Origin of the sequence: Streptococcus mitis (assembly GCF_001579035.1) — a bacterium.
Classification (GTDB): domain Bacteria; phylum Bacillota; class Bacilli; order Lactobacillales; family Streptococcaceae; genus Streptococcus; species Streptococcus mitis_J.
This window is the reverse complement of record NZ_KQ970291.1, coordinates 64,456-76,355: the sequence shown is the minus strand read 5'-3', so window position 1 is coordinate 76,355 and position 11,900 is coordinate 64,456. Positions and strand designations below refer to the sequence as shown.

Below are 11,900 nucleotides of genomic sequence, written 5' to 3'. Positions count from 1 at the left end.
ACAACCTCAAAGCAGTGCTTTGAGCAGCCTGCGGCTAGCTTCCTAGTTTGCTCTTTGATTTTCATTGAGTATACGACAGTGTTTATGAATTCTTGATAAAGGAGTTTGTAAATCATACAAGTAAACCATAGATTGTCAGTAGGCTTTCTATGGTTTGTTTGCTTGAGAGAAATAGTAAAAGGAGAAGAGAATGAAAGCATACACAGAGCGTGTATTTGGAAATGTTGAGGGCAAGAATGTCTTGGCCTATCGCTTTGAGACTGATGGTGGCTACCAGCTTGAGATTATGACTTATGGTGCGACCATCTTGCGTTATGTCACACCTGATAAGGCTGGAAATTTTGCCAATGTTATTTTGGGATTTGATGACTTTGATAGCTATGTAGGCAATAGTCCCAAGCATGGAGCTAGTGTAGGTCCCGTGGCAGGTCGTATTGCAGGTGCGAGTTTTGAATTAAATGGCAAAACCTATGAACTTGAAGTCAACAATGCTAGCAACTGTAACCATAGTGGTTCAACCGGTTGGGATTCGAGCTTGTTTGAACTAGTCGAAGTGAGCGACCATGGCTTGACCCTCTACACAGAGCGTACAGATGGGACAGGAGGATTTCCTGGAAATCTCAAGATCTGGATCAGTTACTACTTGGAAGAAACTGGTGCCTATGAAATCAGCTACAAGGTAACGACAGATCAGGATACGCTGGTCAATCCAACCAACCACAGCTATTTCAACTTGTCTGGTGATTTCACGCAGACGATTGACCGTCATGTCTTCCAACTAAACACAGAGGGCATTTACCCAATCGCTCCCGACGGTGTTCCTGCCAAAACTCCAGATGCCAATCGTGATGTGGTTAAACACATCTACAATGGTGCCTTATTGAAAGACATCTTTGCAGAAGAAGATGAGCAAATCCAGCTGGTATCTGGTTTGGATCATCCATTTGCCCTTCCTGCAGGTCATGACAATGCTGGTTTCCTTTATGACCAAAACTCAGGTCGCTTCCTGCTTTTCAAGACAGAGGCTCCTTGTTTTGTAGTCTACACAGCAAACTTTGTGGATGAGAGTGTCATCATAGGAGGTCGGCCAATGGTACAGCACAATGGGATTGCCCTTGAAGCGCAAGCTTTACCAGATGCTATTCACAGTGACCTCAAAGATCAAGTCATTCTCAAAGCCGGTCAAACCTTCACAAGTAATACACGTTATGAACTTGTTGTGAAATGAAGAGTGGAGTTTCTACTATATAAAAGGCATGATAGTAAATGTTTAAAAACGTTGCTATCATGCCTTTGTCATAGATTGCGCTTATGATTTTTCTTCTCACATTGAGTGTTTATCCAGTTTCTTTTAGAGATTCTGATCTACAAATTCTTTCTCTTCTTGGCATTCTTGGTCAGGGAAACCTGGTAAGTATCTTGTTCTTTAGTGAGGTAATGGATGACTTGAAAATCATCGGTTTGAGCCTTGAAATCCACTTCGTAGACAGTGGTGACTTGTTCTCCATCATTGCTGGTATCAATCGAGATGAGGTCTAACTCGGTACAGAATTGTGATAGCCCAGATTGGATAGTTTGGAGTTGCTTTTCTTGGTTGGCGATTGTGATAGTTAATAGTCTGCGACGTTGGTGGTTGCTCTTGCTTTGTTGCTTTTCTAAAAGAAGCCATACTGCTAAGATAAAGACAGTGAAGAGAATAGCCAGAGCTAGGTAGCCTGTCCCTGCTGCCAGCCCGATAATCATGGCAAGGAAGATAGCAATTAGTTCCCGTGAGCCACTGGTGGCTGAACGGAAACGAATGAGGCTAAAGGTTCCTGCAACAGCGATAGAGGTTCCTAAGCTGCCATTTACCAGAAAGATGACCAAAGTCATCAAGCAGGGGAGTAGGGTCAAACTAACCGCAAATTCCCGTGTATAGAGAGTACGGTGTTTGTAGGCCCACTGTCAGCGCCAAACCTAAGATCAGGCTGACCAAGAGAGCCAGAAAGAGCTGGATAGGATTGGCAGTGGCAGTTGTGTCGTTGAAGATAGAGTTGAAAAGATTAGACATAAGTAGTACCTACACTTTCTGTGCTTGGTCGTGGGCTATAGTCCAGCCCCTGAGACTTGTGGTAGGCGCAGCTGTATTTTGAAAATTTCTGCTCTACCAGTCCATATTGGTCGAGAATATCTTGTAGCCATTGGGGTTTTCTACCTGGAGCTTTAATTTCCATGATGACAATGTCCTCGTTTAGTAGAGGGAAACCGTCCTTTCCTGAAAATAAACTGACATTCTCATCACGATAGGTTAGATTTTGGTCAATGGTGACACGAATTTTATTGTAGGGAAAACCGCTAATTTCTTTCTTTTCCTTGAGAGAAAAGCGGTCGTAGTAGATATACATACGAGGGATGATGGCTTGCTGATATTCCTCTTGGAGTTGCTGGATTTTTTCAATCATCATTTGGTCCTTGATGCTGCTATCCAGCTGTCCTTTGGTCATAAACTGGGTGATAGACTGGGGAGTCGACAAGAGACGATATTTTCGCCCGACACCAGTCCTGTCCTTGGATTTGATTTCTAAAAATACCTGACTATCAGGCTGGACTTGACTGAGATAGGTTCGCATCCGAATCTTTTCTTTGCGCTTAGTACCTTGGCCATCCTCCTGAATCATATCAAATTGCTCTGTATCAAAGTAGATGTTGGAAATGGTCGAAGTTGGATAATCATCCTCGACGAGGTATATTTTTAAGTCCTCTATTAAATTAGCCAAGTCGCCCTTGGCAACGACATATTTGGTTTCAATTCGTTTAAAGCTTGTTTCAATTGGTTTCATAAATCCTGCCTCCTTTATCAAACTGTTTCAGCACTCTATCTTATTAGCAGATATATGTGTCTGGGCAAGTTGAACTTGCTTGTAATTAGTCTATGGAATTTTCCTAAAACTTTGTTAAAGATAACTTAACTGAAACTGAATTTAAGAAAACTTTCAGAAAAAGTTCAGATTTTTTTCAGAATTCCCCTGTAAACTAAGCTCAAGCTAAATGAAGGCGAGGAAAAAGGTATGAAATCAAAAAAATGGACTCTAATCTTAACCAGTTTAACAGCTTTGACCTTGATGACAGCTTGTGGGCAGTCAACGACCAAGTCAAGTACAACTGCAGCGGCAGATACCACTGCTATCACAACTTCAGCTAAAAACAGTCAATCTTCTTACTTTACAGAAAGGGACTACGACACTTCTTATGATGAAAGCACTGCTTCTAAGATTGAATTGTCAGGCTCATCTGCAAGTGTCTCTGGAGACGGTGTGACAGTTTCTGGCTCAACAGTGACTATCTCAAAAGCAGGTACCTATGTCATTTCTGGTCAGTCTGACGGAGTGCAAATTAAAATTGCAGCTGATAAGTCTGATGATGTGAAACTTGTTCTCAAAGGCGCGACCATGACCAACACAGATGCGGCTATTTCAGCGACATCAGCCGATCATGTCTACCTCACTTTAGCAGAAGGAACGACAAACAGTCTCTCTGACTCAAGCTCTAACAGTGATGAAAAGGCAAATGCCGCTCTCTTTTCTAAGATTGATTTGACCATCAATGGTTCAGGAACTCTCAATGTAGATGGCAAGAAAAGCAATGCTATCAAGGCTAACGACACCCTCCACATCACAGGTGGAACTTTTAACATTACATCGGTAGGCGATGCCTTTAATGTCAATGATGAACTTAACATCACTGGTACGACCATGACCATCGATGCCAAGGAAGATGGTGTCAAAGTTGACAATGATGACGATATGACTGTTGGAAATATGTATTTGGCGAACAATACCATAACAGTCACAGCAGGCGATGATGGTATTCACGCTTCTGGAAATCTAGTGATTGATAGTGGTACTTACACCGTCAAGAATTCCACAGAAGGAATTGAAGGGAAAGCCATTACGATCAATGGTGGTGATATCAATGTCTACTCGACAGATGATGGAGTCAATGCAGCTAATAAAAATGCCCAGCAAAGCGACATTTACTTTACCATGACAGGTGGCAATCTAACTGTAGAAGTCGGTCAAGGGGACACAGACCCAATTGACTCAAACGGGAATATCACGGTCACAGGCGGAACCATTAAATTGATAGGACAATCAGGCTTTGACTTTGATGGAACAGCAACCTATACAGGTGGGGATATTTACATCAACGGCGAAAAACAAACTGATATTGTCAATTCTATGCCTGGAGGCGGCGGTCCGAATGGAGGTCCTCAAGGCGGCGGTCCAGCCCCTGGCGGACGAGGATAAACAGAAAAGGATAGCATTCAATTAGAATTGCTATCCTTTTTTACATGGTAATTTCTTTCTATCTTATTCTGGAAAAGTAGATTTTGTTTTTATTTATAAGTCTTTAATCACGCTGCACAGAGCCTCTACATCTTCTTTTCGACTAGACCAGGCGGTAGCAAAACGTATGACGGTATGGGTATCGTCGTATTTTTCCCAGTAAGAGAAACTCACTTTTTGAGACAGTTTTTTCATCTGTTCATCATTCACAATACAAAAGACCTGATTGGTTGGATTTTCAAAATAAAGAGGGAGACCAGCATTTTTACAAGCTAGACGAATTTGGTTGGCGTAGCAAATCGCCTCTTTGCCAATGATTTGATAGAGATTGTCTTTAAACAATTCGTCAAATTGAATACCGAGAAGTCTTCCTTTAGCTAGAAGAGCACCGTGTTGTTTGATTATGGTGGTCATGTGAGGAAGGAGTTGCGGATTTGGAATAACGACTGCTTCTCCGAGAAGAGCGCCACATTTGGTACCTCCGATATAGAAAGCGTCGCATAAGCGAGACAAATCAGCAAGACTAACATCATTTTCAGGACAGGCAAGAGCGTAAGCAAGGCGAGCACCATCTACGAAAAGTTTAACATTCTTTTCCTTACAAACCTGAGAAATAGCTTCTAATTCTGCTTTCGAATAAAGAGTTCCAAGCTCAGTTGGTTGAGAGAGATAGACCATTCCTGGCATGACCATATGCTCATGATTTTTATCAGCCCAATAGTCTTCAATAGTTTCTTTGATTTGCTGGGCAGTCAATTTTCCATCTGTTCCCTCTAGTTCGAGTACCTTGTGCCCTCCAAATTCGATGGCACCGGCCTCATGAACACTGATATGACCAGTTTTTGCAGCAATCACCCCTTGGTAAGATTGGAGGAGACTGTCAATCATGACTTGATTGGTTTGAGTTCCACCGACAAGGAAATGAACCGCTGCCTGCGGACAAGCACAGGCTTTTCGTATGCTTTCAATAGCACTGGCACTAATCGAATCGCTCCCATATCCGCTCATTTCCATTTCGTTGGTTTCCATGATTCGTTTGAGAATCGCAGGATGAGCTCCTTGAAGATAATCATTTGCAAAATTTAGGCTTTTGTTTGTCATAAGAGACCTCTTTCTTGATTGATGTATTTATTGTACAAGAAATAAAATCATTACACAAACGTCAAAAAATCATATCAAATATGATAAAATGGAATGGATAAAAGAAAAGGAGTGAAAAATGGATGCAAGTAAATGCCAGGCGGTTCTAATTGCTAGTGAAACAGGTTCTTTTTCAGCTGCAGCAGAACAACTCAACTATACTCAGTCAGGAATCACTAGAATGATTTCTAGTTTGGAAGAGGAATTAGAATTTTCTTTGTTTATCCGCAGTAAAAAAGGAGTTCGTTTAACTGAAAATGGGAAATTGATGTTGCCCTATTTCAGGGAAATCGTTGAATCTAGTCAGATTGCGCAAGAGATGAGTGATGATATAAAAGGAGTCGTCCGTGGTTCTATCACGATTGCTTGCTACTTTAGTGTATCCTCTATGTGGATGCCTCGTCTTTTAAAAGTCTTTTCAGAAAGCTATCCCGATATACAGATTAAGTTGTTGGAGGGTGGGAATAAGGAAATAGCTAAGTGGTTGGCTGAAAAATCTGTCGATATCTGTTTATGTGCAGAACCTCAAGACAAGACGGATTATAGTTGGAAAGAACTCTATCGGGATCCACTTCTTGTTTGGCTCCCTAAAAATCATCCTAAGGCTAGAGAAGTTAAATATGAGATAATGGATTTAGAAGCAGAGGATTTTATCCATACCTTACCTGCTCAAGACACGGATCAGGACAGACTAATCGAGCAAGAAGGTTTACATTTAAAAACACGTTTTACAACAAAAGATGGCTTTACTACCTATCAGTTAGTAAAAGCAGGTTTAGGAGTGAGTTTTAATCAGGCTATGGTCGCACAAGATTGGAAAGAAGATGTAGTCCAGTTACCTCTAAACCCACCACGGTTTGTCTCACTTGGACTTGCTTTGCCAAAACAGAAACCGACCTCTCCAGCAGTGCAACGATTTCTTAAATGCATGGAAGAGGAGCTTTCTGGATTGCTGAAGACAACTCCTTGACACTCCGTCAATTTTTGATACAATAGTACAAAATTAGAGGAGGCAGGCTATGATTCAGAAACATGCGATTCCTATTTTAGAGTTTGATGACAATCCTCAGGCGGTTATCATGCCCAATCACGAGAGATTGGATTTGCAGTTGCCCAAGAAGTGTGTTTATGCTTTTTTAGGTGAGGAGATTGACCGCTATGCGAGGGAAGTAGGGGCGGACAGTGTTGGTGAGTTCGTTTCTGCCACCAAGACCTATCCAGTCTACGTCATCAACTACAAAGGCGAGGAGATTTGTCTGGCTCAGGCTCCTGTCGGTTCAGCTCCAGCAGCCCAGTTTATGGATTGGTTGATTGGCTATGGTGTGGAGCAGATTATTTCCACAGGTACCTGTGGTGTGCTAGCCGATATAGAGGAAAATGCCTTTCTAGTCCCTGTTCGCGCTCTGCGAGATGAAGGAGCCAGTTACCACTATGTGGCACCTTCTCGTTATATGGAAATGCAGCCAGAGGCTATTGCTGCTATTGAGCAAGTTTTGGAAGCCAGAGGGATTACTTATGAAGAAGTCATGACCTGGACGACAGACGGTTTTTACCGAGAAACGGCTGAAAAGGTAGCTTATCGCAAGGAGGAAGGCTGTGCTGTTGTGGAGATGGAGTGTTCTGCGCTTGCGGCAGTAGCTCAATTGCGTGGGGTTCTCTGGGGAGAGTTGTTGTTTACAGCTGATTCCTTAGCAGACTTGGATCAGTACGATAGTCGTGACTGGGGTTCGCAAGCTTTTGAGAAGGCCTTGGAACTCTGCCTTGAGATAGCCTTTCAGATATAGCTACTCTCCTACTTTTTATGGTACAATGGATGTATGTTATTCAAATTATCTAAGGAAAAAATAGAGCTAGGCTTATCTCGTTTGTCGCCTGCCCGTCGTATTTTTTTGAGTTTTGCCTTGGTCATTTTACTAGGCTCTCTTCTTTTGAGCTTGCCTTTTGTCCAAGTTGAAAGCTCACGAGCGACTTATTTCGACCATCTCTTTACAACCGTATCCATGGTCTGTGTGACAGGTCTTTTTACTCAGCCTGTCGCTGCCACCTACAATATTTGGGGTCAGCTCATTTGTATGTTCTTGATTCAGATTGGTGGTCTGGGGCTCATGACCTTTATTGGGGTTTTCTATATCCAGAGCAAGCAAAAGCTTAGTCTTCGTAGCCGTGCAACTATTCAGGATAGTTTTAGTTATGGAGAGACTCGATCTTTGAGAAAGTTTGTCTATTCTATTTTTCTCACGACTTTTTTGGTTGAGGGTTTGGGAGCTCTATTCCTCAGTTTTCGTTTTGTTCCTCAACTTGGCTGGGGGCGCGGTCTCTTTAGTGCTATTTTTCTAGCTATATCCGCCTTCTGTAATGCAGGTTTTGATAATTTTGGAAGTACGAGCTTGATTGCTTTTCAGACTGATCCCTTGGTCAATCTGGTCATCGCAGGCTTGATTATCACAGGTGGTCTTGGATTTATGGTCTGGTTTGACCTTGCTACGCATATAGGGAAAAAGAAAAAAGGGCGCCTGCATTTTCACACCAAACTGGTTTTATTACTGACGGTGGGGCTACTAGCTTTTGGGACGGTGAGCAGTCTGGCTCTTGAATGGAACAATGCAGGGACGATTGGCAATCTCCCTGTTGCAGATAAGGTCTTGGTCAGCTTTTTCCAAACTGTCAGCATGAGAACGGCTGGTTTTGGGACAATTGATTACAGTCTGGCTCGTCCTGTTACCTTATTGATTTATATCTTGCAGATGTTTCTAGGTGGGGCTCCAGGAGGAACAGCTGGGGGGCTCAAGATTACGACATTTTTTGTCCTTTTGGTCTTTGCACGAAGTGAGCTTCTAGGCTTACCTCATGCCAATGTCGCTCGACGGACGATTGCGCCGCGAACGGTTCAAAAATCCTTTAGTGTCTTTATTATCTTTTTGATGACCTTCTTGCTGGGCTTGATTTTATTAGGGATCACAGCCAAGGGAAATCCTCCCTTTATCCACCTCATATTTGAAACCATTTCTGCTCTTGGAACAGTCGGAGTGACGGCAAATTTAACTCCAGATTTAGGGAAATTAGCTCTAAGTGTGATTATGGTTCTCATGTTTATCGGACGAATTGGTCCCTTGACCCTGCTGGTCAGTCTAGCAGATTACCATCCAGAAAAGAAAGATATGATTCACTATATGAAAGCAGATATTAGTATTGGTTAAGAAAGGAAAGAGCATGTCAGATCGTACGATTGGAATTTTAGGTTTGGGAATTTTTGGGAGCAGTGTTCTAGCTGCCCTAGCCAAGCAGGATATGAATATTATCGCTATTGATGACCACGCAGAGCGCATCAATCAGTTTGAGCCAGTTTTGGCGCGTGGAGTGATTGGTGACATCACAGATGAAGAATTATTGAGATCAGCAGGGATTGATACCTGCGATACCGTTGTAGTCGCGACAGGTGAAAATCTGGAGTCGAGTGTGCTTGCGGTTATGCACTGTAAGAGTTTGGGGGTACCGACTGTTATTGCCAAGGTCAAAAGCCATACAGCTAAGAAAGTGCTAGAAAAGATTGGAGCTGACTCGGTTATCTCGCCAGAGTATGAAATGGGGCAGTCCCTAGCACAGACCATTCTTTTCCATAATAGTGTTGATGTCTTTCAGTTGGATAAAAATGTGTCTATCGTGGAGATGAAAATTCCTCAGTCTTGGGCAGGTCAAAGTTTGAGTGAATTAGACCTCCGTGGCAAATACAATCTGAATATTTTGGGCTTCCGAGAGCAGGAAAATTCCCCATTGGATGTTGAATTTGGACCAGATGATCTTTTGAAGGCAGATACCTATATTTTGGCAGTCATCAACAACCAGTATTTGGATACCCTGGCAGCATTAAATTCGTAAAAGAGGGAACTTCCCTCTTTTTTGATGCCTAAGATGGCAAATAGAGATAGACCCCCTTGTATTCTAGTAAAAGTTCTTCAAAGGCTGGACTTTATGGTAGAATAGAAAGAAGTGACAAGAGAGAGTAATACTCAATGAAAATCAAAGATCAAACTAGGAAACTAGCCGCAGGCTGCTCAAAACACTGTTTTGAGGTTGCAGATAGAACTGACGAAGTCAGTAACATATATACGGCAAGGCGACGTTGACGCGGTTTGAAGAGATTTTCGAAGAGTATAAGAAAAAATCAGTCCCCTAAAGGAGCAGATTATGAAGTTATTGTCTATCGCCATTCCTAGCTATAATGCTGCAGCCTATCTTCATTACTGTGTGGAGTCGCTAGTGATTGGTGGTGAGCAAGTTGAGATTTTGATTATCAATGACGGGTCTCAGGATCAGACTCAGGAAATCGCTGAGCGTTTAGCCGACAAGTATCCTAACATCGTTAGAGCCATCTATCAGGAAAATAAGGGTCATGGTGGTGCGGTCAATCGCGGCTTGGCGGAGGCTTCTGGGCGCTATTTTAAAGTAGTTGACAGTGATGACTGGGTGGATCCTCGTGCTTACCTGAAAATTTTGGAAACCTTGCAGGAACTTGAGAGCAAGGGTCAAGAGGTTGACGCCTTTGTGACCAATTTTGTCTATGAAAAGGAAGGTCAGTCTCGTAAGAAGAGTATGAGTTATGAGTCAGTCTTGCCTGTCCAGCAGATTTTTGGCTGGGATCAGGTCGGAAATTTCTCAAAAGGCCAGTATATCATGATGCACTCGCTGATTTACCGGACAGATTTGTTGCGTGCTAGCCAGTTCCAACTGCCTGAACATACTTTTTATGTCGATAATCTTTTTGTCTTTACGCCCCTTCAGCAGGTCAAGACCATGTACTATCTGCCTGTCGATTTCTATCGTTATTTGATTGGGCGTGAGGACCAGTCTGTCAATGAGCAAGTGATGATTAAGCGCATTGACCAGCAACTCAAGGTCAATCGACTCTTGGTAGACCAGCTTGATTTATCCCAAGTGAGCCACCCCAAAATGCGAGAATATCTGCTGAATCATATTGAAATCACGACGGTGATTTCCAGTGCCCTGCTCAACCGAGCTGGAACAGCGGAGCATCTGGCAAAAAAACGGGAGCTGTGGACCTATATTCAGCAGGAAAATCCAGAAGTCTTTCAGGCCATTCGCAAGACCATGTTGAGCCGTTTGACCAAACATTCTGTCTTGCCAGCTCGCAAACTGTCCAATGTTGTCTATCAAATCACCAAATCTGTTTATGGATTTAATTGATATAGTCTAGAAATAACTTCCAAAGCAATTATAATCTTTGCTAAGTTTTGCTAAATTACCGCTTAATACCCGGTAAATTCCCAAACTAACTTCCACTGCTAATCCAAGTAGAAGTTAATCTGATAAAAATCCTAAAAACCAGTGGAAATCCGTGTCAGGGTAAGTTCCACTGGTTTTAAACATGCTTGATTTTATCGCTTTTGTAGCCAAAATGAATCGAAAAAAAGAGCGCACACAATCCCCTCATCTGAAAGCGTTTCAGATTAAGTTCCGCTATGGTGGAAGTTAGTGTGAGACGTTTGAATGGGGTTAAAGGTTAGTTTTTATAACTTATGTTGGAGTAATTTAGACGACTGACAGACGTCTTCTGCAGGTATTTTAGAAATGCCGAGAAGCTTAGGAATCTCTTCTCCATAGGTAAATGCAAAGAGCTCATAGGCTGACTTTCCATTTAAAGCAGCGCGTTTGACACTGTTGACATGCGAACAGACGAGATTGATGTCCTCTTGAGTTAGATTATCAAAGGAAGTTCCTTTAGGTAGAATGTCGCGAATCAGCGTGTGATTTTTCTCAATTCTCCCTTTCTGGTCAGAGCGATTAGGGTCACAAAAGAAGAGTTTACTCTCTCCTCGCACATCCATTTCGATGTCATCAACCCTGGCAAACTCTCCACCATTATCTGTCAGGATGACAGGGAAGAGTTGGAAGAAATCTTTATCAGCTTGGTGAAGAGTGTTCTTGATGTCATAGAGGTGTTTGGTAACCTCAAGGGCAGTTTTATTATCCAGAAGTTTAACGAAGATAAAGTTACAGAAAGATAGATTGAAGGTGAGTAGAGCTTTACCTCCCATCCTGCCCATAACCGTATCCATTTCCAGCCAAGAGTCCAACTGGTTAAGTGCTAAATAGTTTTGAAAATCCTCATAGGAACGGCCTTTTTTAGCTTCTTTAGGAATGGACGGGAGATTACTTTTTCTTCTTTCTTTGAATTTAACGGCTCTGGCTAGATCAATAGGAGCGATAGATAGGTATCCTTTTTGGATGTGTCGATAGACGGTTGAGGAGCTGACATCAAGGTTATGAGTTTTGAGGATATGATAGATGTGTTGTCCCTTTTTAACACCATCAGAAATGACTTTGTCCATTTCCCAGAAGGTCTTGGAATTGAGAGGAGTTTCTTCACGAGCTTCGACAAGAGTTTGTTCGTACTGTTTTTGAGCTTGTTTAGCGAGG

10 protein-coding genes and 1 pseudogene are annotated in these 11,900 nt (G+C 42.4%); 7 read left to right on the top strand and 4 right to left on the bottom strand.

Annotation, left to right across the window (positions count from 1 at the left end):
* Positions 1 to 190 precede the first annotated feature (190 nt).
* Positions 191 to 1,228: an aldose epimerase family protein gene (locus SMIDD26_RS09425; protein ID WP_061439932.1), complete on the top strand. Its 1,038-nt coding sequence runs from the start codon at positions 191 to 193 to the stop codon at positions 1,226 to 1,228.
* A 137-nt stretch (positions 1,229 to 1,365) separates the two neighbouring features.
* Here the strand turns inward: SMIDD26_RS09425 and SMIDD26_RS09420 are convergent.
* Together SMIDD26_RS09420 and SMIDD26_RS09415 are read right to left on the bottom strand one after the other, a co-directional pair.
* Positions 1,366 to 2,050 (bottom strand): annotated as a pseudogene (locus SMIDD26_RS09420) (DUF4956 domain-containing protein).
* Entirely contained in the window at positions 2,043 to 2,819 is a 777-nt protein-coding gene (locus SMIDD26_RS09415) for a polyphosphate polymerase domain-containing protein (RefSeq protein ID WP_061439931.1), read from the bottom strand. The pseudogene SMIDD26_RS09420 and the gene SMIDD26_RS09415 overlap by 8 nt, the downstream one beginning before the upstream one ends.
* Positions 2,820 to 3,047: 228 nt before the next feature.
* On the opposite strand from SMIDD26_RS09415, the gene SMIDD26_RS09410 reads away from it, so the two are divergent.
* Positions 3,048 to 4,286 (top strand): carbohydrate-binding domain-containing protein, encoded by a 1,239-nt coding sequence (locus tag SMIDD26_RS09410; RefSeq protein WP_061439930.1) that lies wholly within the window; start codon positions 3,048 to 3,050, stop codon positions 4,284 to 4,286.
* A 93-nt stretch (positions 4,287 to 4,379) separates the two neighbouring features.
* Here SMIDD26_RS09410 and SMIDD26_RS09405 read toward each other — a convergent pair whose 3' ends face one another.
* Entirely contained in the window at positions 4,380 to 5,426 is a 1,047-nt protein-coding gene (locus tag SMIDD26_RS09405; protein ID WP_061439929.1) for a threonine aldolase family protein, read from the bottom strand.
* Positions 5,427 to 5,544: 118 nt separating this feature from the next.
* Here SMIDD26_RS09405 and SMIDD26_RS09400 point away from each other — a divergent pair, with 118 nt between their 5' ends.
* From SMIDD26_RS09400 to SMIDD26_RS09380, 5 genes are all read left to right on the top strand, one after another.
* Positions 5,545 to 6,435: a LysR family transcriptional regulator gene (locus SMIDD26_RS09400; protein ID WP_061439928.1), complete on the top strand. Its 891-nt coding sequence runs from the start codon at positions 5,545 to 5,547 to the stop codon at positions 6,433 to 6,435.
* A 49-nt stretch (positions 6,436 to 6,484) separates the two neighbouring features.
* Complete coding sequence (locus SMIDD26_RS09395; protein ID WP_061439927.1) at positions 6,485 to 7,249, top strand: nucleoside phosphorylase; 765 nt, start codon at positions 6,485 to 6,487, stop codon at positions 7,247 to 7,249.
* 33 nt (positions 7,250 to 7,282) lie between these two features.
* Positions 7,283 to 8,662: a potassium transporter TrkG gene (locus SMIDD26_RS09390; RefSeq protein ID WP_061439926.1), complete on the top strand. Its 1,380-nt coding sequence runs from the start codon at positions 7,283 to 7,285 to the stop codon at positions 8,660 to 8,662.
* 13 nt (positions 8,663 to 8,675) lie between these two features.
* Positions 8,676 to 9,341: a potassium channel family protein gene (locus tag SMIDD26_RS09385; protein ID WP_050226157.1), complete on the top strand. Its 666-nt coding sequence runs from the start codon at positions 8,676 to 8,678 to the stop codon at positions 9,339 to 9,341.
* Positions 9,342 to 9,650: 309 nt separating this feature from the next.
* On the top strand, positions 9,651 to 10,667 hold the full coding sequence (locus SMIDD26_RS09380) for a glycosyltransferase family 2 protein (RefSeq protein WP_061439925.1): 1,017 nt from the start codon (positions 9,651 to 9,653) through the stop codon (positions 10,665 to 10,667).
* A gap of 323 nt (positions 10,668 to 10,990) precedes the next feature.
* On the opposite strand, the gene SMIDD26_RS09375 is transcribed toward SMIDD26_RS09380, so the two are convergent.
* On the bottom strand, positions 10,991 to 11,900 hold a 910-nt coding region (locus SMIDD26_RS09375; RefSeq protein WP_061439924.1), incomplete at its 5' end, for an IS30 family transposase.

Coding starts and splice junctions, on each gene's coding strand:
- SMIDD26_RS09400 (WP_061439928.1), top strand. CDS start 5,545: ATGGATGCAAGTAAATGCCAGGCGGTTCTAATTGCTAGTGAAACAGGT.
- SMIDD26_RS09410 (WP_061439930.1), top strand. CDS start 3,048: ATGAAATCAAAAAAATGGACTCTAATCTTAACCAGTTTAACAGCTTTG.
- SMIDD26_RS09380 (WP_061439925.1), top strand. CDS start 9,651: ATGAAGTTATTGTCTATCGCCATTCCTAGCTATAATGCTGCAGCCTAT.
- SMIDD26_RS09425 (WP_061439932.1), top strand. CDS start 191: ATGAAAGCATACACAGAGCGTGTATTTGGAAATGTTGAGGGCAAGAAT.
- SMIDD26_RS09415 (WP_061439931.1), bottom strand. CDS start 2,819: ATGAAACCAATTGAAACAAGCTTTAAACGAATTGAAACCAAATATGTC.
- SMIDD26_RS09395 (WP_061439927.1), top strand. CDS start 6,485: ATGATTCAGAAACATGCGATTCCTATTTTAGAGTTTGATGACAATCCT.
- SMIDD26_RS09385 (WP_050226157.1), top strand. CDS start 8,676: ATGTCAGATCGTACGATTGGAATTTTAGGTTTGGGAATTTTTGGGAGC.
- SMIDD26_RS09390 (WP_061439926.1), top strand. CDS start 7,283: ATGTTATTCAAATTATCTAAGGAAAAAATAGAGCTAGGCTTATCTCGT.
- SMIDD26_RS09405 (WP_061439929.1), bottom strand. CDS start 5,426: ATGACAAACAAAAGCCTAAATTTTGCAAATGATTATCTTCAAGGAGCT.